This is a genomic window from Curtobacterium sp. MCBA15_004, from assembly GCF_001865055.2.
Classification (GTDB): Bacteria; Actinomycetota; Actinomycetes; order Actinomycetales; family Microbacteriaceae; genus Curtobacterium.
The window spans coordinates 3412290-3434130 of the sequence record NZ_CP126266.1 but is presented as its reverse complement, the minus strand read 5'-3'; the positions used below and the strand labels follow the sequence as shown (position 1 = coordinate 3434130).

The following is a 21841-nucleotide window of genomic DNA, read 5'->3' as shown; positions in this document are numbered from 1 at the left end:
TGAACCGCCGACGCCCACCCGACCGCCAACCTCTCCTACAACTCTTCCGGAGGAACCTGTGGCACAGGACGTGCTCACCGACCTGAACAAGGTCCGCAACATCGGCATCATGGCGCACATCGATGCCGGCAAGACCACGACGACCGAGCGCATCCTGTTCTACACGGGCATCACGCACAAGATCGGTGAGGTCCACGACGGCGCCGCGACGATGGACTGGATGGCGCAGGAGCAGGAGCGCGGCATCACGATCACGTCGGCCGCGACGACCTGCTTCTGGGACAACAACCAGATCAACATCATCGACACCCCCGGTCACGTGGACTTCACGGTCGAGGTGGAGCGCTCGCTCCGCGTCCTCGACGGTGCCGTCGCCGTCTTCGACGGCAAGGAGGGCGTCGAGCCCCAGTCCGAGACCGTGTGGCGTCAGGCCGACAAGTACGACGTCCCCCGCATCTGCTTCGTCAACAAGATGGACAAGCTCGGCGCGGACTTCTACTTCACCGTCGACACCATCATCAACCGCCTCGGTGCGGAGCCGCTCGTGCTCCAGCTCCCGATCGGTGCCGAGAACGACTTCGTCGGTGTCATCGACCTCATCGAGATGCACGCCAAGGTCTGGCCGGGCGATGCCAAGGGTGACGTCACCATGGGCGCCCAGTACGAGGTCCAGGAGATCCCCGCGGACCTCCAGGCCCGTGCCGAGGAGTACCGCGCGAAGCTCATCGAGCGCGTCGCCGAGACCGACGACGCACTGCTCGAGAAGTACTTCGGTGGCGAGGAGCTCACCAAGGACGAGATCAAGGCCGCGATCCGCAAGCTGACCATCGCGTCCGAGGTCTACCCCGTCCTCTGCGGCTCGGCGTTCAAGAACCGTGGCGTGCAGCCGATGCTCGACGCGGTCATCGACTACCTCCCGTCCCCGCTCGACGTGCCGCCGATGATCGGCCACGACGTCAAGGACGAGGAGAAGGAGATCATCCGCAAGCCCGAGGCGACGGAGCCGTTCTCGGCCCTGGCGTTCAAGGTCGCGGTGCACCCCTTCTTCGGTCGTCTCACGTACGTCCGCGTGTACTCCGGCTCGATCGAGTCCGGTGCCCAGGTCATCAACTCGACCAAGGGCAAGAAGGAGCGCATCGGCAAGATCTTCCAGATGCACTCCAACAAGGAGAACCCGGTCGACAACGTGACCGCTGGCCACATCTACGCGGTCATCGGCCTCAAGGACACCACCACCGGTGACACCCTGTGCGACCCGACCAACCAGGTCGTCCTCGAGTCGATGACGTTCCCGGAGCCGGTCATCGAGGTCGCCATCGAGCCGAACACGAAGGCTGACCAGGAGAAGCTCTCCACGGCCATCCAGAAGCTCGCCGAAGAGGACCCGACGTTCCGCGTCGAGCTCAACGCCGAGACGGGTCAGACGACGATCAAGGGCATGGGCGAGCTCCACCTCGACATCCTCGTCGACCGCATGAAGCGCGAGTTCAAGGTCGAGGCCAGCGTCGGCAAGCCGCAGGTCGCGTACCGCGAGACCCTGACCAAGGTCGTCGAGCGCTACGACTACACGCACAAGAAGCAGACCGGTGGTTCCGGCCAGTTCGCGAAGGTGCAGATCGCCCTCGAGCCGATGGAAGTCACGGCCGAGAAGGTCTACGAGTTCGAGAACGCCGTCACCGGTGGTCGCGTCCCGCGTGAGTACATCCCCTCGGTCGACGCCGGTATCCAGGACGCCATGCAGGTCGGCATCCTGGCCGGGTACCCGACCGTCGGCGTGAAGGCCATCCTCAAGGACGGCGCGGCGCACGACGTCGACTCGTCCGAGATGGCGTTCAAGATCGCCGGTTCCATCGCCTACAAGGAGGCCGCCCGCAAGGCCGGTCCCGCCATCCTCGAGCCGATCATGGCCGTCGAGGTGCGTACTCCGGAGGAGTACATGGGCGACGTCATCGGTGACCTCAACTCCCGTCGTGGCCAGATCGCCTCGATGGAGGACGCCTCGGGCGTCAAGGTGGTCCGCGCGAGCGTTCCGCTGTCCGAGATGTTCGGCTACGTCGGTGACCTCCGGTCGAAGACCTCTGGTCGTGCGGTCTACTCGATGACCTTCGAGACCTACAGCCAGGTCCCGGCCAAGGTCGCCGAGGAGATCATCGCGAAGAACACCGGGGAGTAACGCTCCGGCGTTCACTCCACAGGCGAGGGTGCCCGGCGACGGGCCCCTCGCCACCAAGTACAGTAATGACACACACCCTGCACGCCAACGGTCTCGCGACCGGGGGCATGCTCTCCGAGTCCTGAGGAGGACCCACAGTGGCCAAGGCCAAGTTCGAGCGGACCAAGCCGCACGTCAACATCGGAACCATCGGTCACGTCGACCACGGCAAGACCACGCTCACGGCGGCGATCACCAAGGTTCTGCACGACCAGTACCCGGACCTCAACGAGGCCCGCGACTTCGCACAGATCGACAGCGCTCCCGAGGAGCGCGACCGCGGCATCACGATCAACATCTCGCACGTCGAGTACCAGACCGAGAAGCGCCACTACGCGCACGTCGACGCTCCTGGTCACGCCGACTACGTGAAGAACATGATCACCGGTGCGGCCCAGATGGACGGCGCGATCCTCGTGGTCGCCGCCACCGACGGCCCGATGCCCCAGACGCGTGAGCACGTCCTGCTCGCCCGCCAGGTCGGCGTCCCCTACATCGTCGTCGCGCTGAACAAGTCCGACATGGTCGACGACGAGGAGATCCTGGAGCTCGTCGAGCTCGAGGTCCGTGAGCTCCTCGGCTCGCAGGAGTTCGACGAGGACGCCCCCGTCGTGCAGGTCTCGGCGCTCAAGGCGCTCGAGGGCGACGAGAAGTGGGTCAAGTCGGTCCAGGACCTCATGTCCGCCGTCGACGAGAACGTCCCGGACCCGGTGCGCGCCACCGACCAGCCGTTCCTCATGCCGATCGAGGACGTCTTCACGATCACCGGTCGTGGCACGGTCGTCACCGGCCGTGTCGAGCGTGGCACGCTCGACCTGAACTCCGAGGTCGAGATCGTCGGCATCCGCCCGACGCAGAAGACCACGGTCACGGGCATCGAGATGTTCCGCAAGCTGCTCGACAAGGCCGAGGCTGGTGACAACACCGGTCTGCTCATCCGTGGCCTCAAGCGCGAGGACGTGGAGCGCGGCCAGGTCGTCGTGAAGCCGGGTTCGGTCACGCCGCACACCGAGTTCAAGGCGAACGCGTACATCCTGACCAAGGAAGAGGGCGGGCGTCACAACCCGTTCTATGCGAACTACCGTCCGCAGTTCTACTTCCGCACCACGGACGTCACCGGCGTCATCACGCTGCCCGAGGGCACCGAGATGGTCATGCCCGGTGACACCGTCGCCATGTCGGTCGAGCTGATCCAGCCGATCGCGATGGAGGCCGGCCTCCGTTTCGCCATCCGTGAGGGTGGTCGTACGGTCGGCGCCGGTACGGTCGAGGAGATCGTCAAGTAACTCCCGGTTCTCCGGAAGACACTGCGTCAGCGGGGTCGGGCCTTCGGGTCCGGCCCCGCTTCGTCGTTCCTGCCGTCCTGTCGTCGGCACCGCCGTCCGTGTTCGACCTGGCCGGTCGGAGAACGGAGTCAGGGGGTGGGCGGATCGCTGCCGTGACCCGTCACAGGGCCCGTCGGGTTGGATCGGTCGGGTGACCCGTCTCCGACGCTCGACGACCAACGGCCGTGGCTACCACCGCGTGCGGAGTGGCCGCGGCTTCTCGTTCCGCGACCCCGACGGCGCGACGGTGACCGACCCGGCCGTGCGGCAGCGGCTCGAGGAGCTGGTGATCCCGCCGGCGTGGGACGAGGTCTGGATCTCGCCGTACGAGAACGGCCACATCCTCGCGACGGGTATCGACGGTGCCGGGCGCCGGCAGTACATGTACCACCCGGGCTGGCGCGAGCGGATGGACAAGATCAAGTACGACCGCGCACTCGCCCTCGCGGAGTCGCTGCCGTCGGCGCGACGCATGGTCACGCAGGACCTGCGCCGCCCGGAACCCGACCGACGTCGCGCCCTCGCCGCCGCGTTCCGCATGCTCGACCAGGGCTCCCTCCGTGTGGGTTCCGAGCGGTACGCGACCGAGCACGGCAGTCGCGGGCTGTCGACGCTGCTCTGCGCGCACGCCCACGTCTCCGGCGACGACATCGAGCTGGACTTCCCGGGCAAGAGCGGCCAGGAGTGGTCCTCGACGATCCACGACGCCGACCTCGCGAAGGTGATCGCGGGGATGAAGCGTCGCGGCGCGAACGCCCGCCTGCTCTCGTTCCGCGAGCGCCGCGGGGCAGAGTGGGAGCCGCTCGCCGCCGAGGACATCAACGAGTACGTGAAGGAGCGGGCGGGCGACGAGTTCACGGCGAAGGACTTCCGGACGCTGCACGGCACGGTCGCCGCCGCCGTCGACCTGGCGAAGACCGGTCCGGAGTCGTCCCAGGCGAAGCGGAAGAAAGCCGTGTCCCACGCCGTCAAGGCCGCGAGCGAGGAGCTCGGCAACACCCCGACGGTGTGCCGGCAGAGCTACATCGACCCGCGGCTCCTCGACGCCTACGAGCACGGGGAGACGATCGACCCACAGCGCTTGCACGCCGCAGAGTCCGAGCTCCGCGCTCTGCTCTACCGCCAGTGATGCGCGCGGACGCATCGTCATCACACATCGACGATCCGGTGTTTGACCGCTGATACACCGCGTGTCAGTCTGCTGTGAGCCGGAAAGGCCGGCGATGAAGGAGACACACCATGCGCAAGACCGTTCGATCCCTCACCCTCGCCGCGGCGGCAGCGGCCGTCATCGCCGTCCCGGTGTTGTCCGGGGCCGCCGCGAACGCGGTCGAGGTGGGCTGCCCCGGCGCGGCCGGGGGTCAGCTCGCCGGATGCGCTGGCAGCGTGGGCGGCGGGTCGATCATCTTCCCCGGGGGCAACGCCGACGGGCAGATCGGCTGACGACGATCGCGTGACACCGACGCGGGCGGACGGGTGCATCCGTTCCGCCCGCGTCGCCAGTGCGGCGCGGATGACGTACGGTTGGTCACCGTGCCCGACCACCCCCACACGGGCACGGAAGGACCCTCACCAGTCGTGACCGACGAGTGCATCCACGGTTTCCCCACCGAGCTCTGCGACATCTGCTCCCCCCGCCAGCGCGAGACGCCGGCGGTCCCCACGGCTCCGGCACCGCGCCGGACCCGCATCACCACCGACCTCCGGTCGACCCCGGCGCCGACCCGCGGTGCCGCTGGATCCCTGCGGTCCGCATCCGCACCGGAACTCCCCGAACCCCGGGACTTCGCCGCCCTGCGTGCCCACCACGCCACCCACGTCGACAACCTCGCGGCGATCGTCGCGGAAGGCGCAGTGCTCGCGGCCGACCAGGCCTCACCGGCCGTCGATGTCAGCTCCGCTGCGACCCGCGCCGCACGAGCCGAGGCGACCGCGCCCGACGGCGCCCCGGTGTCAGCACACGTGACCTTCAGTCTGTCGCCCGACGCCACGCGGTGGGACGAGCTGCGCCGCGGTGCCGAGGGGGAGCGGTGGTCCGACGCGGCTCGCCGCACCCGCGCGACCGAGTACGTCGTGCTCGTCGTCCCGATGTCGGCGTTCGGCGCCTCGGTCATCGTGGCCGACCAGGACGCCGAGGCCGAGGACGTGCGGTTCGCCGTGGGCCCCGCGGCCGCGACGAACCTCATCCGCCGGACCGACTTCACCGACCCGGAGATGCACGGCCTCGAGCTGCTCGCGGGGCCCCGCGTGCCGCTGTCCTCCGTCGCAGTGATCGGCGTCCCGAACGACCGCGTGCGCCAGCAGGTGAAGACGCTCCTGGCCGAGCACCGCGTCACCGGGCCGCGCGTCGCGGTCTTCCCGCCGTGGTTCGTGCCCCCGGTGGTCGCCGAGTAGGACCGCCAGGAGCCCGTCACGAGGCCCGCCCGACCGATGTCAGGCGGGCCTCGTGCGTTCGACGTCTGAGGGTGCCGGAGGCGGCTCCTCCGCGGAGCCGCACCGCGCCTCCGGCCCGTCGGCGGACCGAGGCGCAGGCGCGGACCTCGGCGGAGCCGCGCCGCGCCTCCGGGCAGTCGGCGACCGAGGCGCAAGGTGAGGTCCGTGGCGGCGTCGCGCCGCGCCTCCCGGCCGTCGGTGACCGATGGCGGAGGCGGGCTGCTCTGCCCAGGGCTGACGCGCCTGCCGACCATCGGGGGACCCGTCGCGAAGGTGTGTGACGCGCGCGCCCGCCCCTCACTACCGGGCCCTCCACGACGGCGTCCGGCGCGGTCTCCGCGGCGACCGGACACCCTGCCCGGGTACCCGTCCGATCCCCGTGTTCCCGGGGGAGTCGGCCTCCGGAAAAAAGCGACACGCCCGGGTTGCAGGGATGCCACACCCGTGAGAGACTTGTCCGGTTCCGAACTCCGCGGGTGCTCGCGCCCGCAGGATCACTGCTCTGGCAGTGCACAACCCCTCCGTTCAGCGGAGCTGGGTTGGGCCGCAGGCAGCAGAACACGATCGAGTCCCCAACACCACCTCGGGCGCAGCTGTGCCCGGAGTGCGAGGGACGCGACATGCCCACGCTGGACGGCCAAGGTCGCTCCGCGCGGTTGACAGGAGAACAGCGGTCATCCCCCGGGATGCGGCCGGTTGGTTCAGGAAAACAGCCAAGCCCTGCAGGAATGCACGGTGGCGGCGGCGTCAGGCGGCCCGGAAGGGTGCGCGGCGCAGAGAGGACAAAGAGACACATGGCGGGACAGAAGATCCGCATCCGGCTCAAGTCGTACGACCACGAGGTCATCGACACGTCGGCCCGGAAGATCGTCGACACGGTGACCCGTGCCGGTGCGACCGTGGTCGGCCCGGTGCCGCTCCCCACCGAGAAGAACGTGGTCACCGTGATCCGTTCCCCTCACAAGTACAAGGACTCGCGCGAGCACTTCGAGAAGCGCACGCACAAGCGGGTCATCGACATCGTCGACCCGACGCCGAAGGCCGTCGACTCGCTCATGCGACTCGACCTCCCGGCTGACGTCAACATCGAGATCAAGCTGTAAGGGGGCTGACCAATGGCGAACTCAACCAAGACCGTCAAGGGCCTCCTCGGCAAGAAGCTCGGGATGACCCAGGTGTGGGACGAGAACAACAAGTTCATCCCCGTCACCGTGATCGAGGTCGGCCCGAACGTGGTCACCCAGATCCGCAACGTCGAGCGCGACGGCTACGAGGCGATCCAGATCGCCGCCGGCGCCATCGACCCGCGCAAGGTCAACAAGCCGGCCGCTGGCCACTTCGAGGCCGCTGGCGTGACCCCGCGTCGCACCCTCACGGAGATCCGCACCAACGACTCCGCTGAGTACACGCTCGGCCAGGAGCTCACCGTCGACACGTTCGAGGCGGGCCAGAAGGTCGACGTCGTCGGCACCTCCAAGGGCAAGGGCTTCGCCGGTGTCATGAAGCGCCACGGCTTCGCCGGCGTCTCCGCATCGCACGGTGCGCACCGCAACCACCGCAAGCCCGGTTCGATCGGCGCCTCGTCGACCCCGTCGCGTGTCTTCAAGGGCATGCGCATGGCTGGTCGCATGGGCGGCGAGCGCGTGACCGTCCTCAACCTCACGGTGCACGCCGTCGACGCCGAGAAGGGTCTGCTGCTCGTCAAGGGCGCCGTCCCCGGTGCTCGTGGCCGCTCCGTCTTCGTCCGCACCGCCGTGAAGGGTAAGTGATCATGGCCACCGAGACCGCAACCACGATCGACGTCCTCGACGCGACCGGGGCCGTCGCCGGCAGCATCGAGCTGCCCGCTGAGCTCTTCGACGTCGAGACCAACGTCCCGCTGATCCACCAGGTCGTCACCGCGCAGCTCGCCGCCGCGCGTCAGGGCACCCACAAGACCAAGAACCGCGGCGAGGTCCGCGGTGCTGGTCGCAAGCCGTTCAAGCAGAAGGGCACCGGCCGCGCCCGTCAGGGTTCGGTCCGCGCACCGGAGCACACCGGCGGTGGCGTCGTCCACGGACCGACCCCGCGCGACTACTCGCAGCGCACCCCGAAGAAGATGATCGCCGCGGCTCTGCTCGGCTCGCTCTCGGACCGCGCCCGCGGTGGCCGCATCTCCGCGGTGGAGGGCTTCGTCTCGGCCGACGTGCCGTCGACCAAGACCGCCCGCACGCTCATCGAGAAGGTCGCGCCCGTCAAGAACGTGCTCGTCGTGCTCGAGTCGGACGACGAGCTGACGCTCAAGTCGATCCGCAACCTGCCGGGTGTCCACGCGCTCTCGTACGGCCAGCTCAACGCCTACGACGTGCTCAAGTCCGACGCCCTCGTCTTCAGCAAGAGCGCACTCGACGCCTTCATCGCGTCGAAGACCGCGAAGGAGATCTCCGCATGAGCGGCTTCAACAAGGACCCGCGCGACATCATCATCTCGCCGGTCGTCTCGGAGAAGAGCTACGGCCTGATCGACCAGGGCAAGTACACGTTCATCGTGGACCCCCGGTCGAACAAGACCGAGATCAAGCTCGCCATCGAGAAGATCTTCGACGTCAAGGTCGCGAGCATCAACACCCTGAACCGTCCGGGCAAGACCCGCCGCACGAAGTTCGGCATGGGCAAGCGCAAGGACACCAAGCGCGCCATCGTGACGCTCAAGTCCGGTTCGATCGACATCTTCACGGCTGTCGGCTGAGGACCAGAGGGATAAATCATGGCTATTCGTAACTACAAGCCGACCACCCCGGGTCGTCGCGGATCGTCGGTCGCCGACTTCGCCGAGATCACCCGTTCGACGCCGGAGAAGTCGCTGCTTCGTCCGCTGCCGAAGACCGGTGGCCGCAACAGCTCGGGTCGCATCACGACCCGCCACATCGGTGGTGGCCACAAGCGCCAGTACCGCGTGATCGACTTCCGTCGTCACGACAAGGACGGCGTCGACGCCAAGGTCGCGCACATCGAGTACGACCCGAACCGCACGGCGCGCATCGCGCTCCTGCACTACGTGGACGGCACGAAGCGCTACATCATCGCGCCGAACAAGCTCAAGCAGGGCGACGTCATCGAGCAGGGCCCGGGCGCGGACATCAAGCCCGGCAACAACCTGCCGCTGCGCAACATCCCGGTCGGTACCGTGATCCACGCGATCGAGCTCCGCCCCGGTGGCGGCGCGAAGATGGCCCGCTCGGCCGGCGCCTCGGTGCGTCTCGTCGCCAAGGACGGCCCCTACGCGCAGCTCCGTCTGCCGTCGGGCGAGGTCCGCAACGTCGACGCCCGCTGCCGCGCCACGATCGGCGAGGTCGGCAACGCCGAGCAGTCGAACATCAACTGGGGCAAGGCCGGCCGGATGCGCTGGAAGGGCGTCCGCCCGACCGTGCGTGGTGTCGCGATGAACCCGGTCGACCACCCGCACGGTGGTGGCGAGGGCAAGACGTCCGGTGGTCGTCACCCGGTCAGCCCGTGGGGTCAGGCCGAGGGTCGCACGCGCAAGTCGAACAAGCCGAGCGACAAGCTCATCGTCCGTCGCCGTAACGCCGGCAAGAAGCGCAAGTAGGAGTTCAGAAGATGCCACGCAGTCTGAAGAAGGGCCCCTTCGTCGACGAGCACCTGCTCCGCAAGGTCGTCACGCAGAACGAGGCCAACACCAAGAACGTGATCCGCACCTGGTCGCGTCGCTCGATGATCGTGCCGAACATGCTCGGTCACACGATCGCCGTGCACGACGGTCGGAAGCACATCCCGGTGTTCGTCACCGAGTCGATGGTCGGTCACAAGCTCGGCGAGTTCGCGCCGACCCGCACCTTCCGTGGTCACGTGAAGGACGACAAGAAGGGCCGTCGCCGCTGAGGCGGCGACGCAGAGGAGGAACGAAATGGTGGAGTCGATCGCACGTGTGCGACACATCCGCGTCACGCCTCAGAAGGCCCGTCGCGTCATCGAGCTGATCCGCGGCAAGCAGGCCCACGAGGCGCTCGCCATCCTGAAGTTCGCCCCCCAGGGCGCTTCGGAGCCCGTGTACAAGCTGGTCGCCTCGGCGATCGCCAACGCACGGGTCAAGGCTGACTCGACGAACAGCTTCCTCGACGAGCGCGACCTCTACGTGAGCCGCGTCTTCGTCGACGAGGGCACGACCCTGAAGCGGTTCCAGCCGCGCGCCCAGGGCCGCGCCTTCCGCATCAACAAGCGCACCAGCCACATCACGGTCGTCCTCGCGACGCCGGACGAGGTCGAGGCTGCCGCGACGAGCAAGAAGGCGAGCAACTAATGGGCCAGAAGGTCAACCCGTACGGCTTCCGTCTCGGGATCACGACGGACCACGTCTCGCACTGGTTCACCGACAGCACGAAGGCCGGCCAGCGCTACGCCGACTACGTGGCCGAGGACATCAAGGTGCGCGAGTACCTGAAGAAGACCCTCGACCGCGCAGGCGTCGCCCGCATCGAGCTCGAGCGCACCCGTGACCGCGTCCGCGTGGACATCCACACCGCGCGTCCGGGCATCGTCATCGGTCGCCGTGGCGCCGAGGCGGAGCGCGTCCGTGGCGAGCTCGAGAAGCTCACCAAGAAGCAGATCCAGCTCAACATCCTCGAGGTGAAGAACCCCGAGACCGAGGCCCAGCTCGTCGCGCAGGGCATCGCCGAGCAGCTCTCCGCTCGTGTCGCGTTCCGTCGCGCCATGCGCAAGGGCCTGCAGGGTGCACAGCGCGCCGGTGCCAAGGGTGTCCGTATCCAGGTGTCCGGTCGTCTCGGCGGCGCCGAGATGTCGCGCTCGGAGTTCTACCGCGAGGGCCGTGTGCCCCTGCACACGCTCCGCGCGAACATCGACTACGGCTTCTACGAGGCCCGGACCACGTTCGGCCGCATCGGCGTGAAGGTCTGGATCTACAAGGGCGACATCACGAACAAGGAGCTCGCTCGCGAGCAGGCGAACCAGCGTTCGTCGCGCCCCGAGCGTCGTGGCGGCCCGCGTGGCGAGCGCAGCGACCGTGGGGACCGCCGTGGCGGCGACCGCGGCGGCCGCCAGCAGCAGGCCCCGCAGGACGCGCCGGCCGGCGCAGGAGTTGAGGCGTAACCATGCTTATCCCCCGTCGAGTCAAGCACCGCAAGCAGCACCACCCGAAGCGCTCGGGCCAGGCGACCGGTGGCACCAAGGTGTCGTTCGGTGACTACGGCATCCAGGCGCTGACCCCCGCCTACGTGACCAACCGTCAGATCGAGTCCGCTCGTATCGCCATGACGCGTCACATCAAGCGTGGCGGCAAGGTCTGGATCAACATCTACCCGGACCGCCCGCTCACCAAGAAGCCGGCTGAGACCCGCATGGGTTCCGGTAAGGGCTCGCCCGAGTGGTGGGTCGCCAACGTCAAGCCGGGTCGTGTGCTCTTCGAGCTCTCCGGCGTCAGCGAGGACATCGCCCGTGAGGCGCTGACCCGTGCAATCCACAAGCTGCCCCTCAAGGCACGCATCATCAAGCGCGAGGAGGGCGACGCATAATGGCGATCGGTTCCAAGGAGCTCCGTCCGACGGAGCTCGACACGTTCGAGAACGAGCGTCTCGCTGACGAGCTGAAGAAGGCCAAGGAGGAACTCTTCAACCTCCGCTTCCAGTCGGCCACCGGCCAGCTGGAGAGCCACGGTCGTCTCCGTGCCGTCAAGCGCGACATCGCACGCATCTACACCGTCCTCCGCGAGCGCGAGCTCGGCATCCGTGCCACTCCCGCGCCCGTCGAGACCGCCACCAAGGCCAAGAAGACGACGAAGAAGGCTGACAAGCCCGCCGAGTCGACCGAGGCCGCTACCGCCGAGGAGAACTGATGGCGAACGAAGAGCTCAACTCCGCCGCCTCCACCCGCGGCTACCGCAAGACGCGTCGCGGCTACGTGACGAGCGACAAGATGGACAAGACCATCGTGGTCGAGGTCGAGGACCGCGTGAAGCACGCGCTCTACGGCAAGATCATCCGCCGCACGTCCAAGGTGAAGGCCCACGACGAGCTCGGCACCGCCGGTGTCGGCGACCTCGTCGTGATCAGCGAGACCCGTCCCCTCAGCGCCTCGAAGCGCTGGCGCCTGGTCGAGATCCTCGAGAAGGCCAAGTAGGCCCCGGCCTGCTTCGGAATAGGAGACAGCAGTGATTCAGCAGGAATCCCGCCTGAAGGTCGCCGACAACACGGGTGCCAAGGAGATCTTGACCATCCGCGTGCTCGGTGGCTCGGGTCGTCGCTACGCCGGCCTCGGTGACGTCATCGTCGCCACGGTGAAGGACGCCATCCCCGGCGGCAACGTGAAGAAGGGTGACGTCGTCAAGGCGGTCATCGTTCGCACCAAGAAGGAGACCCGTCGTCAGGACGGCTCCTACATCAAGTTCGACGAGAACGCGGCAGTGATCCTCAAGGCCGACGGCGACCCGCGCGGAACGCGCATCTTCGGTCCGGTCGGTCGCGAGCTCCGTGACAAGAAGTTCATGAAGATCATCTCGCTCGCGCCGGAGGTGCTGTAAGCCATGGCGAACATCAAGAAGGGCGACCTCGTCCAGGTCATCACGGGCGCCAAGCAGGAGCGCGGCGGTGACCGGGGCAAGCAGGGCAAGGTCCTCGAGGTCCTCAAGGACAAGAACCGGGTCGTCGTCGAGGGCGTGAACTTCGTCACGAAGCACGTCCGCGTCGGCCAGACGCAGCGCGGTTCGAAGACCGGTGGCATCGAGCAGCACGAGGCTCCGATCCACGTCTCGAACGTCGCGATCGTCGACCCGAAGACCAAGAAGCCGACCCGCGTCGGTTTCCGCATCGAAGAGGTGGAGAAGGACGGCGTCAAGAAGACCGTCCGCGTCCGCTACGCCAAGAAGTCGGGTGAGAAGCTCTGATGACCGACACGACTGCAGCGCCGGCGACCAAGGTCGAACCGCGCCTCAAGCAGAAGTACAAGAACGAGATCAAGGCTGCCCTCACCGAGCAGTTCGGGTACGCGAACGTCATGCAGGTCCCTGGCCTGGTCAAGGTCGTCGTGAACACCGGCGTCGGCGAGGCTGCTCGCGACTCGAAGATCATCGACGGGGCCGTCAAGGACCTCACGGCGATCACGGGTCAGAAGCCGATCGTGACGAAGGCCCGCAAGTCCATCGCGCAGTTCAAGCTGCGCGAGGGTCAGGCCATCGGCGCGCACGTCACCCTCCGTGGTGACCGCGCGTGGGAGTTCGTCGACCGGCTCGTCACCCTCGCACTGCCCCGCATCCGCGACTTCCGCGGTCTCAGCGACAAGCAGTTCGACGGCAACGGCAACTACACGTTCGGTCTCACGGAGCAGTCGATGTTCCACGAGATCGACCAGGACCGCATCGACCGCGTGCGTGGCTTCGACATCACCGTCGTGACCACCGCGAAGACGGACGACGAGGGACGCGCGCTGCTCCGCCAGCTCGGGTTCCCGTTCCGTTCGGCCGAGCAGACGGTCTAAGCTACTTCGGGCGGTGCGGGCCGGAGGATTCACGTCCTCCGGCCCGCACCCTTGAACACACCGATCCCGGGGAACCGCTCCGGGATCACCCCGATCGCTCAGGTCGGCATTCGTGGAACGGGTGTCGAAACCAGGCGAAGAATGGACGACCATCATGACGATGACCGATCCGGTCGCAGACATGCTGACCAGATTGCGGAACGCGAACTCGGCGCACCACGACGCCGTCTCGCTTCCCAGCTCCAAGCTGAAGAAGAACATCGCCGAGATCCTCAAGCGCGAGGGTTACATCAGCGAGTGGAAGATCGAGGACGCCCGCGTCGGGCAGACCCTCACGATCGACCTGAAGTACGGCCCCGAGCGCGAGCGTTCGATCGCCGGCATCAAGCGCGTCTCGAAGCCCGGTCTCCGGGTCTACGCGAAGTCGACGGAGCTCCCCCAGGTCCTCGGTGGCCTCGGCGTGGCGATCCTCTCGACCTCGTCGGGACTGCTCACCGACCGTGAAGCCGAGCAGAAGGGCGTGGGTGGGGAAGTCCTCGCCTACGTGTGGTGATCGACAATGTCTCGTATCGGACGTCTTCCCATCGACATCCCCGCCGGGGTCTCCGTCTCCGTTGACGGTCAGACCGTGGCGGTCAAGGGCCCGAAGGGCGAGCTCGCGCTCGTCGTCGCCGAGCCCATCCAGGCCAAGGTCGAGGAGAACCAGGTCCTCGTCACCCGCCCGGACGACGAGCGTGAGTCCCGTGCCCTGCACGGCCTCACCCGCACCCTGATCGCGAACAACATCGTCGGCGTGACCCAGGGCTACTCCAAGGGCCTCGAGGTCGTCGGCACCGGTTACCGCGTGCAGGCCAAGGGCAGCAACGTCGAGTTCGCGCTCGGCTACTCCCACCCGATCACGGTCGAGCCGCCGGCGGGCATCAGCTTCGCCGTCGAGGGCAACAACAAGCTCACCGTCTCGGGCATCGACAAGCAGGCCGTCGGCGAGGTGGCTGCCAACATCCGCAAGCTGCGCAAGCCCGAGCCCTACAAGGGCAAGGGTGTCCGCTACGCCGGCGAGATCGTGCGCCGCAAGGCCGGAAAGTCAGGTAAGTGATCATGGCTCTCGGTATCCGAGGAAAGAGCAAGTCGGCCGCCAAGGCGCGCCGTCACAACCGTCTCCGCAAGAAGATCACCGGCACCGAGTCGCGTCCGCGCCTCGCTGTCTTCCGGTCGTCGCGCCACGTGTTCGTCCAGGTCATCGACGACGCCCAGGGTCACACCCTGGCCAGCGCGTCGACGATGGAGGCCGACCTCCGGTCGTTCGACGGCGACAAGACGGCCAAGGCCCGTCGCGTCGGCGAGCTCCTCGCCGAGCGTGCGAAGGCTGCCGGCGTCGAGGCCGTGGTCTTCGACCGCGGTGGTAGCAAGTACGCCGGTCGCGTCGCCGCGATCGCCGATGGTGCCCGTGAAGGAGGGCTGAACCTGTGAGCGACATCGCGAACAACAACGAAGCGGCCGAGACCGAGACGCCGGCCGAGGCCGCTGTCGAGACCGAGACCGCTGTCGAGACCGACACCGCTGCTGCGACCGAGACCGCTGCGAAGGCGACGACCGGCAAGGAGGCGGACGCTCCTGCGGTCGCCGAGCGCCCCGTCGAGACCGCTGCGGGCTCCGCGTCCAACAACCGCGACAACGCCGACCAGCGCGGCCGTCGTGGCGGTGGCCGTGACCGTCAGCAGGGTCGTGACCGCAACAACCGCGGTGGCGACAGCCAGTTCCTCGAGCGCGTGGTGACCATCAACCGCGTCTCGAAGGTCGTCAAGGGTGGTCGTCGCTTCAGCTTCACGGCGCTCGTCGTCGTCGGTGACGGCAACGGCCTCGTCGGTGTCGGTTACGGCAAGGCGAAGGAAGTCCCCACCGCGATCTCCAAGGGCGTCGAGGAGGCGAAGAAGAACTTCTTCCGCGTCCCGCGCGTCGGCAACACGATCCCGCACCCCGTCCAGGGTGAGGCCGCTGCCGGTGTCGTCCTGCTGCGTCCGGCTGCTGCCGGTACCGGTGTCATCGCCGGTGGTCCGGTCCGCGCCGTGCTCGAGTGCGCCGGCATCCACGACGTCCTGAGCAAGTCGCTCGGCTCGTCGAACACCATCAACATCGTGCACGCGACCGTCGAGGCGCTGCAGCAGCTCGAGGAGCCCCGCGCCGTCGCCAGCCGTCGTGGCCTCGACGTCGACCGGGTCGTCCCGGCCCGCCTGCTCCGCGCCGAGGCCGCAGCCCTGCGTGCCGCGACCGAGAAGGCAGGTGCGTGATGGCGATGCTGAAGATCACGCAGACGAAGTCCGTTATCAGCGAGAAGCAGTACCAGCGCGACACGCTCCGCAGCCTGGGTCTCAAGCGCATCGGCCGTACGGTCCTGCGTGAGGACAACGCCCAGAACCGCGGGTACGTCGCGACGGTCGCGCACCTCGTGAAGGTCGAGGAGGTCGACGCATGAGCGACGAGAAGAACGAGCGCGTGCAGGTGCTGAAGCTGCACCACCTCCGCCCCGCCGCGGGCGCCAAGAAGGACCGCACCCGCGTGGGTCGCGGTGAGGGCTCGAAGGGCAAGACCGCCGGCCGTGGTACCAAGGGCCAGAAGGCTCGTTACCAGGTCAAGGTCGGCTTCGAGGGTGGGCAGATGCCGCTGCACATGCGCACCCCGAAGCTCCGCGGGTTCAAGAACCCGTTCCGCGTCGAGTACCAGGTCGTGAACCTGGACAAGCTCGCGGAGCTCTACCCGAACGGTGGCGACGTCACCGTCGCGGACCTGGTGGCCAAGGGCGCCGTCCGCAAGAACGAGAAGGTCAAGGTTCTCGGTCAGGGTGACATCAGCGTGAAGCTCACGGTCGCGGTCGACAAGGTCTCGGCGTCCGCCGCCGAGAAGATCGCAGCTGCTGGCGGCTCCGTCTCCCAGTAATCCCCGTCGGCGGCCCGTGCGTTTGCGCACGGGCCGCCGTTACGGTTTCCTTGACAGTGGCCGTCCGTCGGCCGGGTCGGCCCTGCCGATCGACACCGTGCCGACCTCGACCAGGTCGCCGGTCCCAGCAGTTCGGAGTCCTCGTGTTCAGAGCGGTCGCGCGCATCATGCGCACCCCCGATCTTCGCAAGAAGATCGGCTTCACCCTCGCGATCATCGCGCTGTTCCGTCTGGGGTCGTACATCCCCGCACCGTTCGTCGACTACGCCGCCGTGCAGAGCTGTCTCGCCAGCGCGTCGTCCTCCGGCGGCCTCTACGACCTGATCAACCTCTTCTCCGGCGGCGCGCTGCTGAAGCTCTCGGTCTTCGCGCTCGGCATCATGCCGTACATCACGTCGTCGATCATCGTGCAGCTCCTGCGCGTGGTCATCCCGCACTTCGACGCCCTCTACAAGGAGGGGCAGTCGGGTCAGGCGAAGCTGACGCAGTACACGCGCTACCTCACCATCGCGCTGGGCGTGCTGCAGTCCACCACCCTGATCACCGTCGCCCGCTCCGGCGCCCTGTTCGGCACGAACGCCTCGGCTTCCTGCTCGTCGATCATCTCGAACGACAGCTGGTACGCGATCATGCTCATGGTCGTCACGCTGACCGCCGGAACCGGCCTCATCATGTGGATGGGCGAGCTCGTCACCGAGCGCGGCATCGGCAACGGCATGTCCCTGCTCATCTTCACGTCCATCGCAGCGCAGTTCCCGTCCGCGCTCTGGGCGATCGAGCAGTCGCAGTCCTTCGAGCTCTTCCTGTTCGTCATCCTGGTCGGCCTGGTCATCATGATGGCCGTCGTCTTCGTCGAGCAGTCGCAGCGGCGGATCCCCGTGCAGTACGCCAAGCGCATGGTCGGCCGTCGCACGTACGGGGGCAACAACACCTACATCCCGATCAAGGTGAACATGGCCGGCGTCGTGCCCGTCATCTTCGCCTCGTCGCTGCTGTACCTGCCGGCCCTGGTCGCGCAGTTCAACCAGCCCTCGGACGGTTCCGCGCCGGCCGCGTGGGTGACCTGGATCCAGGCGAACCTGACCTCGGGTGACAACTGGTTCTACATGGTCCTGTACTTCCTGCTCATCGTCGGCTTCACGTACTTCTACGTCGCGATCACCTTCAACCCCGAAGAGGTCGCCGACAACATGAAGAAGTACGGCGGCTTCATCCCGGGCATCCGGGCCGGCCGTCCGACGGCGGAGTACCTCGACTACGTCCTGACCCGGGTGACGCTGCCCGGTGCGCTCTACCTCGGTCTCATCGCGCTCATCCCGCTGGCAGCACTGGCGCTGTTCGGCGCGAACCAGAACTTCCCGTTCGGTGGCGCGAGCATCCTCATCATCGTGGGTGTCGGTCTCGAGACCGTGAAGCAGATCGACTCGCAGCTGCAGCAACGTCACTACGAAGGGCTTCTCCGTTGAGCGCACGTCTCATCATCGTCGGACCTCCCGGAGCCGGGAAGGGCACCCAGGCGGGCCGCATCGCCGAGTCGTTCGGGGTCCCCGCGATCTCGACCGGTGACATCTTCCGCAAGAACGTGTCCGAGGGCACCCCGCTCGGGGTCCAGGCGAAGGCGATCATGGACGCCGGGGACTACGTGCCCGACGAACTGACGAACGAGCTCGTGAAGTCCCGTCTCGCCGAGGCCGACGCGGTCGACGGGTTCCTGCTCGACGGGTACCCCCGCACCGTCGGCCAGGTGGCCTACCTCGACGCACTGCTCGCCGAGCAGGGCGCCGGGATCGACGCCGTGGTGCAGCTCGTGGCCGACCAGGACGCGCTCGTCAGCCGTCTGCTCGACCGTGCCGCCAAGCAGGGTCGGAGCGACGACAACGAGGAGACCATCCGTCGTCGCCAGGAGGTCTACACGCAGGAGACCGCACCGATCGTCGCGTCCTACGCCGAGCGTGGACTCGTGGTCGAGGTCGACGGCCTCGGCACCATCGACGAGGTCGGCGACCGCATCCAGGCGGCCCTGGTCTCGCGCGGCCTCACCGCCGGCGTCTGAGCCCGCTCGTGCGACGTCGCAAGCCGTCGATCTACAAGAGCCCTGAGGAACTCCGGGCGATGGTCCGTCCCGGGCTGCTGACCGAGGCAGCCCTCACGGCGGTGCGGCAGGCGATCCGACCCGGTGTCACCACCGGCGAGCTCGACGCGATCGCAGAACGCACCATCCGTGACGGCGGCGGCATCCCGAACTTCCAGCTCGTGCCGGGCTACCGCCACACGCTGTGCGTCTCGGTCAACGACGAGGTCGTGCACGGCATCCCCGGTGACCGTGTCCTGCAGCCCGGCGACATCGTGTCGGTCGACGCCGGCGCGGAGGTCGACGGGTGGAACGGCGACAGTGCGTTCACGACGGTGCTCCCGGGTGGGGACGCACCGCTGACCGCGGCGCGGCAGACGCTGTGCGACACCACGGAGCGTGCGCTGTGGCACGGCGTCGCGGCACTCGCGCACGCCCGCAACCTCAACGAGGTCGGCGCGGTGATCGAGGACGCGATCGACGAGACCGGCGCCTGGGGCATCGTCGAGGACTTCACCGGGCACGGCATCGGCCGTTCGATGCACGAGGATCCGCCCGTCTTCAACTACCGCGTCCGCGGTGCCGGGCCCGCGGTCCGGCCCGGACTCGTGGTCGCCATCGAGCCGATGGTCACCGCCGGCACGATCGACAGCTCGACGGACGACGACGACTGGACCATCCGGACGCTCGACGGCTCGGACGCCGCGCACTGGGAGCACACGGTTGCCGTGCACGCGGACGGCATCTGGGTCACGACGGCCTCCGACGGGGGCGCCTCAGGCCTCGCAGCGCTCGGCGTGACGCCCGTCCCGATCGCCTAGGCAGCGTCGGTCGCTCGGGCCGGGAGGCGCGGGTGGGTTCCGCCGTGTCGGGTCCAGCCCGTCCGTGGGTCGGTTCGGGAGGCACCGCGCGGCTCGGCCGCGACGGTTCCCGTCCGCAGGCATGGCAGCTCGGGAGGCGCGGGGCGGTTCGGTCGTGTCGGTTCCCGTCCGTCGGTCTGCCGGGTCCCTCGGTCCGGCTCCCGTCCGACGGCGGGCCGTCCGGCGGGCTCCGCGCCGACATCCCGCCGGGTGGGCCGCCCCGCGCTCGCGCCCGGGTCAGCGGTCCCGCGGATCGCGACAGCGACCCGCAGGGCTGAGCCAGCGGTCCGGACGCCCGTGACTGCGACCCCACGCCCGGCTCCGGGGCCCCCGGCCCGCAGCCCGCAGCCCCGCGACCGCGTCAGCGGGCCATGGCCGGCAGCCCGCAGCAGCCTCGCGACCGCGTCAGTTGCCGCGCGAGCAGGTCTGCTCGGAGGCGCTCTGCCCGGTGATGCTCGACGGCAGCGGGGTGGCGCTCGGACTCGGGGTCGAACCGGCCGTGGCTTCCCCGGTGCCCGAGGTGCCGGCCCCGGTGTCCGTGCCGCCGCCCGTCCCGGTGCCGGTCCCGCCACCCGTCCCGGAGGCCGGTGCCTGCGCGGGCGCGGAGGCCTGCGCGTCCGGTGACAGCGTCGACGCCCGGCCCGTGCTCGAGTCGGTGAGCGAGGTCTTCACGTCCTGCTGCAGCGCGACGTTGAGGGCGTGCGCGGGCTCCTGCGCGACGAGCACGTGCGACGTGTCCGTCGGGTCGTCGACCACGGGGTACTGCACGAAGAGCATGTTGGACGTGCTCATGCCGCGCAGCGTCGAGGCGAGGCCGACGAGTGTGCGGGTCTGGGCGAGGCCGTCGGACAGGGTCATGTTCGACAGCGCGGCACCCGCGAGCTTGTAGAGGGTCACGGGGTTCGACAGGGTGCCGTCCGAGGCGACCTTGCGGAGCAGGGCGGACAGGAAGACCTGCTGCGAGCTGATCCGGGCGAGGTCGCTGCCGTCGCCGACGCCGTGGCGGCTGCGGAGGAAGGCGAGGGCGTCCTGCCCCTCGAGCGTGTGGTCGCCCGCGGTGAGCTGCAGCCCGGTGTACGAGTCGTGGATCGTCTTCGCGACGCAGACGTCGACGCCGCCGAGGGCGTTCGACATCTCGATGACGCCGTCGAAGGTGATGAGGCCGGCGTACGGGACGGTCAGGCCGGTGAGGTTCTCGACGGTGTCGACGACGCACGACAGGCCGCCGTGCCCGAGCGCCTCGTTGAGCAGCTCCTTGTTCGCGGCCGGGTAGGTGGTGCCGGTCTGGGGGTTGGTGCACGCCGGGATCGGGACCTTGAGGTCGCGCGGGAAGCTGACCGCCGTGAGCTGCTGATGGTCCTGGGAGACGTGCACGAGGATCGTGACGTCGTTGCGCGCGCCCTCGACGTTCTCGTCCGAGTCGAACTGGCCGATGCGGGTGTCGCTGCCGACGAGGAGGATGTTCGCTCCGCCCTTGATCGCCGTGATGTCGGCGACCTTCGCGGTGTTCTGGTCGTCGGTGCTCAGCTGCACGGTGTGCGGCGCGGTCGCGAGCTGGACCGCCGCGATGCCGGCGACGCTGGTGCCGCTGACGAGGACGACCGCGAGCGCGGCGGCGACCACCGTGGCGGCCGTGGTCCACGCCCGACGGCGGGGGAGTCGGCCGTGTCGGGCGATGGGGCGGCGGGGATCGTGCGGCACGGGGTCTCCGATCGGGGGTCCGGTCGCCGACCGGGACCCGGTCGGTGCGTCGGCCAGGCTACGGGCGCACCGCTGCTCCGCGGCCCGGAGCAGCCCGACAACCCACTGTGGAACGCTCAGGAACCCTTGCGGAAGCCCCAGACGAGGGGTCGGACCGGCCCGCACTTGGCAATCGGCCCGCTGTCGCCTAGGATCGACCCTTGGTGTGCCATGCCTTCTGGCGTGGCGCCCGACCCGCAGACCGGCTCGGGGATCACACCGGTAATCCAATCAAGCGACAGTGAGGCTATGGCCAAGAAAGACGGCGTCATCGAGATCGAAGGCTCGGTGCTCGAAGCTCTGCCCAACGCGATGTTCCGCGTTGAGCTGACCAACGGACACAAGGTCCTCGCGCACATCTCCGGGAAGATGCGCCAGCACTACATCCGCATCCTCCCCGAGGACCGCGTGATCGTGGAGCTGAGCCCGTACGACCTGACCCGCGGCCGGATCGTCTACCGCTACAAGTGATCCGCGAGCTGGAAAGGAACGGCCCGGCGAACCCGCCGAGCACGAAGCCAGCGAGCACGAGGAAACAACCATGAAGGTCAACCCCAGCGTCAAGCCCATCTGCGAGCACTGCCGTGTCATCCGCCGCAAGGGCCGCGTCATGGTGATCTGCAAGAGCAACCCGCGTCACAAGCAGCGCCAGGGCTGAGCTCCCAGCAGGACCCACAACTCAACACCGAACACGCAGTACCAGAACCCCGTCGTGACCCAGGTCACCGGCGGGGGGACACCTCGGGGCGGAGGCCCGGGCACCGGTACTGCGCCACACCTCCATC

At 68.2% G+C, this 21841-nt stretch carries 31 protein-coding genes; 30 read left to right on the top strand and 1 reads right to left on the bottom strand.

The window, feature by feature from the left end:
* The first annotated feature begins 58 nt into the window (after positions 1–58).
* From fusA to map, 28 genes are all read left to right on the top strand, one after another.
* Positions 59–2173 carry an elongation factor G gene (gene fusA / locus QOL16_RS16265; protein WP_065960046.1) on the top strand — a complete coding sequence of 705 codons (2115 nt, stop codon included), beginning with the start codon at positions 59–61 and terminating at the stop codon, positions 2171–2173.
* A 137-nt stretch (positions 2174–2310) separates the two neighbouring features.
* On the top strand, positions 2311–3498 hold the full coding sequence (gene tuf, locus QOL16_RS16260) for an elongation factor Tu (protein ID WP_065960042.1): 1188 nt from the start codon (positions 2311–2313) through the stop codon (positions 3496–3498).
* Between the two features lie 190 nt (positions 3499–3688).
* On the top strand, positions 3689–4666 hold the full coding sequence (locus QOL16_RS16255) for a DNA topoisomerase IB (RefSeq protein ID WP_071285400.1): 978 nt from the start codon (positions 3689–3691) through the stop codon (positions 4664–4666).
* 110 nt (positions 4667–4776) lie between these two features.
* The gene (locus tag QOL16_RS16250; RefSeq protein ID WP_071285398.1) at positions 4777–4980 is read left to right on the top strand and encodes a hypothetical protein; all 204 of its coding nucleotides are present in this window, start codon (positions 4777–4779) and stop codon (positions 4978–4980) included.
* A 135-nt stretch (positions 4981–5115) separates the two neighbouring features.
* Complete coding sequence (locus QOL16_RS16245; RefSeq protein ID WP_071285396.1) at positions 5116–5931, top strand: DarT ssDNA thymidine ADP-ribosyltransferase family protein; 816 nt, start codon at positions 5116–5118, stop codon at positions 5929–5931.
* An 833-nt stretch (positions 5932–6764) separates the two neighbouring features.
* Positions 6765–7073: a 30S ribosomal protein S10 gene (gene rpsJ / locus QOL16_RS16240; protein WP_022903286.1), complete on the top strand. Its 309-nt coding sequence runs from the start codon at positions 6765–6767 to the stop codon at positions 7071–7073.
* A 12-nt stretch (positions 7074–7085) separates the two neighbouring features.
* A complete protein-coding gene (rplC, locus tag QOL16_RS16235) occupies positions 7086–7739 on the top strand; it encodes a 50S ribosomal protein L3 (protein WP_022903285.1) in 654 nt (217 codons plus the stop codon).
* A 2-nt stretch (positions 7740–7741) separates the two neighbouring features.
* Positions 7742–8401: a 50S ribosomal protein L4 gene (rplD, locus tag QOL16_RS16230; protein WP_065960037.1), complete on the top strand. Its 660-nt coding sequence runs from the start codon at positions 7742–7744 to the stop codon at positions 8399–8401.
* A complete protein-coding gene (gene rplW / locus QOL16_RS16225; RefSeq protein WP_065960036.1) occupies positions 8398–8697 on the top strand; it encodes a 50S ribosomal protein L23 in 300 nt (99 codons plus the stop codon). The genes rplD and rplW overlap by 4 nt, the downstream gene beginning before the upstream one ends.
* An 18-nt stretch (positions 8698–8715) precedes the next feature.
* Entirely contained in the window at positions 8716–9555 is an 840-nt protein-coding gene (rplB, locus tag QOL16_RS16220) for a 50S ribosomal protein L2 (protein ID WP_065960035.1), read from the top strand.
* Between the two features lie 11 nt (positions 9556–9566).
* Positions 9567–9848 carry a 30S ribosomal protein S19 gene (rpsS, locus tag QOL16_RS16215; protein ID WP_017885529.1) on the top strand — a complete coding sequence of 94 codons (282 nt, stop codon included), beginning with the start codon at positions 9567–9569 and terminating at the stop codon, positions 9846–9848.
* Positions 9849–9873: 25 nt separating this feature from the next.
* Positions 9874–10266, top strand: a complete 393-nt coding sequence (gene rplV, locus QOL16_RS16210) for a 50S ribosomal protein L22 (protein ID WP_017885528.1) — start codon at positions 9874–9876, stop codon at positions 10264–10266.
* Positions 10266–11072 (top strand): 30S ribosomal protein S3, encoded by an 807-nt coding sequence (gene rpsC / locus QOL16_RS16205; RefSeq protein ID WP_065960033.1) that lies wholly within the window; start codon positions 10266–10268, stop codon positions 11070–11072. The genes rplV and rpsC overlap by 1 nt, the downstream gene beginning before the upstream one ends.
* 2 nt (positions 11073–11074) lie before the next feature.
* Positions 11075–11494, top strand: a complete 420-nt coding sequence (gene rplP, locus QOL16_RS16200) for a 50S ribosomal protein L16 (protein ID WP_065960031.1) — start codon at positions 11075–11077, stop codon at positions 11492–11494.
* Positions 11494–11814 (top strand): 50S ribosomal protein L29, encoded by a 321-nt coding sequence (rpmC, locus tag QOL16_RS16195; protein ID WP_065960029.1) that lies wholly within the window; start codon positions 11494–11496, stop codon positions 11812–11814. Before rplP ends, rpmC begins: the two co-directional genes overlap by 1 nt.
* A complete protein-coding gene (rpsQ, locus tag QOL16_RS16190; protein WP_065960027.1) occupies positions 11814–12098 on the top strand; it encodes a 30S ribosomal protein S17 in 285 nt (94 codons plus the stop codon). The genes rpmC and rpsQ overlap by 1 nt, the downstream gene beginning before the upstream one ends.
* A 31-nt stretch (positions 12099–12129) precedes the next feature.
* Complete coding sequence (gene rplN, locus QOL16_RS16185) at positions 12130–12498, top strand: 50S ribosomal protein L14 (protein WP_017885523.1); 369 nt, start codon at positions 12130–12132, stop codon at positions 12496–12498.
* Between the two features lie 3 nt (positions 12499–12501).
* The gene (rplX, locus tag QOL16_RS16180; RefSeq protein ID WP_065960025.1) at positions 12502–12861 is read left to right on the top strand and encodes a 50S ribosomal protein L24; all 360 of its coding nucleotides are present in this window, start codon (positions 12502–12504) and stop codon (positions 12859–12861) included.
* A complete protein-coding gene (gene rplE, locus QOL16_RS16175; RefSeq protein WP_071285393.1) occupies positions 12861–13451 on the top strand; it encodes a 50S ribosomal protein L5 in 591 nt (196 codons plus the stop codon). Before rplX ends, rplE begins: the two co-directional genes overlap by 1 nt.
* 154 nt (positions 13452–13605) lie before the next feature.
* Entirely contained in the window at positions 13606–14004 is a 399-nt protein-coding gene (gene rpsH, locus QOL16_RS16170; RefSeq protein WP_065960021.1) for a 30S ribosomal protein S8, read from the top strand.
* A gap of 6 nt (positions 14005–14010) precedes the next feature.
* Complete coding sequence (gene rplF, locus QOL16_RS16165) at positions 14011–14547, top strand: 50S ribosomal protein L6 (RefSeq protein WP_071246067.1); 537 nt, start codon at positions 14011–14013, stop codon at positions 14545–14547.
* Positions 14548–14549: 2 nt separating this feature from the next.
* Positions 14550–14921: a 50S ribosomal protein L18 gene (gene rplR / locus QOL16_RS16160; RefSeq protein WP_058742351.1), complete on the top strand. Its 372-nt coding sequence runs from the start codon at positions 14550–14552 to the stop codon at positions 14919–14921.
* Between the two features lie 5 nt (positions 14922–14926).
* Complete coding sequence (gene rpsE / locus QOL16_RS16155) at positions 14927–15739, top strand: 30S ribosomal protein S5 (protein ID WP_065960098.1); 813 nt, start codon at positions 14927–14929, stop codon at positions 15737–15739.
* Positions 15739–15924 (top strand): 50S ribosomal protein L30, encoded by a 186-nt coding sequence (gene rpmD / locus QOL16_RS16150; RefSeq protein WP_022906355.1) that lies wholly within the window; start codon positions 15739–15741, stop codon positions 15922–15924. Before rpsE ends, rpmD begins: the two co-directional genes overlap by 1 nt.
* Positions 15921–16385: a 50S ribosomal protein L15 gene (rplO, locus tag QOL16_RS16145; RefSeq protein WP_065960017.1), complete on the top strand. Its 465-nt coding sequence runs from the start codon at positions 15921–15923 to the stop codon at positions 16383–16385. Before rpmD ends, rplO begins: the two co-directional genes overlap by 4 nt.
* Positions 16386–16528: 143 nt before the next feature.
* The gene (gene secY, locus QOL16_RS16140) at positions 16529–17851 is read left to right on the top strand and encodes a preprotein translocase subunit SecY (RefSeq protein WP_065960014.1); all 1323 of its coding nucleotides are present in this window, start codon (positions 16529–16531) and stop codon (positions 17849–17851) included.
* Positions 17848–18438: an adenylate kinase gene (locus QOL16_RS16135; protein WP_071246068.1), complete on the top strand. Its 591-nt coding sequence runs from the start codon at positions 17848–17850 to the stop codon at positions 18436–18438. The genes secY and QOL16_RS16135 overlap by 4 nt, the downstream gene beginning before the upstream one ends.
* A gap of 59 nt (positions 18439–18497) precedes the next feature.
* Positions 18498–19277, top strand: coding sequence for a type I methionyl aminopeptidase (map, locus tag QOL16_RS16130; RefSeq protein WP_071285391.1), 780 nt, complete (start codon positions 18498–18500; stop codon positions 19275–19277).
* 444 nt (positions 19278–19721) lie between these two features.
* Here map and QOL16_RS16125 read toward each other — a convergent pair whose 3' ends face one another.
* Positions 19722–21017: an LCP family protein gene (locus QOL16_RS16125; protein ID WP_254780327.1), complete on the bottom strand. Its 1296-nt coding sequence runs from the start codon at positions 21015–21017 to the stop codon at positions 19722–19724.
* 288 nt (positions 21018–21305) lie between these two features.
* On the opposite strand from QOL16_RS16125, the gene infA reads away from it, so the two are divergent.
* Both infA and rpmJ read left to right on the top strand, forming a co-directional pair.
* Positions 21306–21527, top strand: a complete 222-nt coding sequence (gene infA / locus QOL16_RS16120) for a translation initiation factor IF-1 (protein ID WP_017885509.1) — start codon at positions 21306–21308, stop codon at positions 21525–21527.
* Positions 21528–21597: 70 nt separating this feature from the next.
* Positions 21598–21714: a 50S ribosomal protein L36 gene (gene rpmJ, locus QOL16_RS16115; RefSeq protein ID WP_022903266.1), complete on the top strand. Its 117-nt coding sequence runs from the start codon at positions 21598–21600 to the stop codon at positions 21712–21714.
* The last annotated feature ends 127 nt before the right edge of the window (positions 21715–21841 follow it).

Excerpts from the sequence above, each read along its gene's own strand:
- infA (WP_017885509.1), top strand. The coding sequence starts at position 21,306 with ATGGCCAAGAAAGACGGCGTCATCGAGATCGAAGGCTCGGTGCTCGAA.
- QOL16_RS16250 (WP_071285398.1), top strand. The coding sequence starts at position 4,777 with ATGCGCAAGACCGTTCGATCCCTCACCCTCGCCGCGGCGGCAGCGGCC.
- rplB (WP_065960035.1), top strand. The coding sequence starts at position 8,716 with ATGGCTATTCGTAACTACAAGCCGACCACCCCGGGTCGTCGCGGATCG.
- rplE (WP_071285393.1), top strand. The coding sequence starts at position 12,861 with ATGACCGACACGACTGCAGCGCCGGCGACCAAGGTCGAACCGCGCCTC.
- rpsQ (WP_065960027.1), top strand. The coding sequence starts at position 11,814 with ATGGCGAACGAAGAGCTCAACTCCGCCGCCTCCACCCGCGGCTACCGC.
- rplR (WP_058742351.1), top strand. The coding sequence starts at position 14,550 with ATGGCTCTCGGTATCCGAGGAAAGAGCAAGTCGGCCGCCAAGGCGCGC.
- rplF (WP_071246067.1), top strand. The coding sequence starts at position 14,011 with ATGTCTCGTATCGGACGTCTTCCCATCGACATCCCCGCCGGGGTCTCC.
- rplP (WP_065960031.1), top strand. The coding sequence starts at position 11,075 with ATGCTTATCCCCCGTCGAGTCAAGCACCGCAAGCAGCACCACCCGAAG.
- map (WP_071285391.1), top strand. The coding sequence starts at position 18,498 with ATGGTCCGTCCCGGGCTGCTGACCGAGGCAGCCCTCACGGCGGTGCGG.
- rplC (WP_022903285.1), top strand. The coding sequence starts at position 7,086 with ATGGCGAACTCAACCAAGACCGTCAAGGGCCTCCTCGGCAAGAAGCTC.
- rpsH (WP_065960021.1), top strand. The coding sequence starts at position 13,606 with ATGACGATGACCGATCCGGTCGCAGACATGCTGACCAGATTGCGGAAC.
- rpsS (WP_017885529.1), top strand. The coding sequence starts at position 9,567 with ATGCCACGCAGTCTGAAGAAGGGCCCCTTCGTCGACGAGCACCTGCTC.
- rpsC (WP_065960033.1), top strand. The coding sequence starts at position 10,266 with ATGGGCCAGAAGGTCAACCCGTACGGCTTCCGTCTCGGGATCACGACG.
- rpmJ (WP_022903266.1), top strand. The coding sequence starts at position 21,598 with ATGAAGGTCAACCCCAGCGTCAAGCCCATCTGCGAGCACTGCCGTGTC.
- rplW (WP_065960036.1), top strand. The coding sequence starts at position 8,398 with ATGAGCGGCTTCAACAAGGACCCGCGCGACATCATCATCTCGCCGGTC.
- rplO (WP_065960017.1), top strand. The coding sequence starts at position 15,921 with ATGAGCGACGAGAAGAACGAGCGCGTGCAGGTGCTGAAGCTGCACCAC.
- rplV (WP_017885528.1), top strand. The coding sequence starts at position 9,874 with ATGGTGGAGTCGATCGCACGTGTGCGACACATCCGCGTCACGCCTCAG.
- rplX (WP_065960025.1), top strand. The coding sequence starts at position 12,502 with ATGGCGAACATCAAGAAGGGCGACCTCGTCCAGGTCATCACGGGCGCC.
- rplD (WP_065960037.1), top strand. The coding sequence starts at position 7,742 with ATGGCCACCGAGACCGCAACCACGATCGACGTCCTCGACGCGACCGGG.
- rpmC (WP_065960029.1), top strand. The coding sequence starts at position 11,494 with ATGGCGATCGGTTCCAAGGAGCTCCGTCCGACGGAGCTCGACACGTTC.
- rpsJ (WP_022903286.1), top strand. The coding sequence starts at position 6,765 with ATGGCGGGACAGAAGATCCGCATCCGGCTCAAGTCGTACGACCACGAG.
- rpmD (WP_022906355.1), top strand. The coding sequence starts at position 15,739 with ATGGCGATGCTGAAGATCACGCAGACGAAGTCCGTTATCAGCGAGAAG.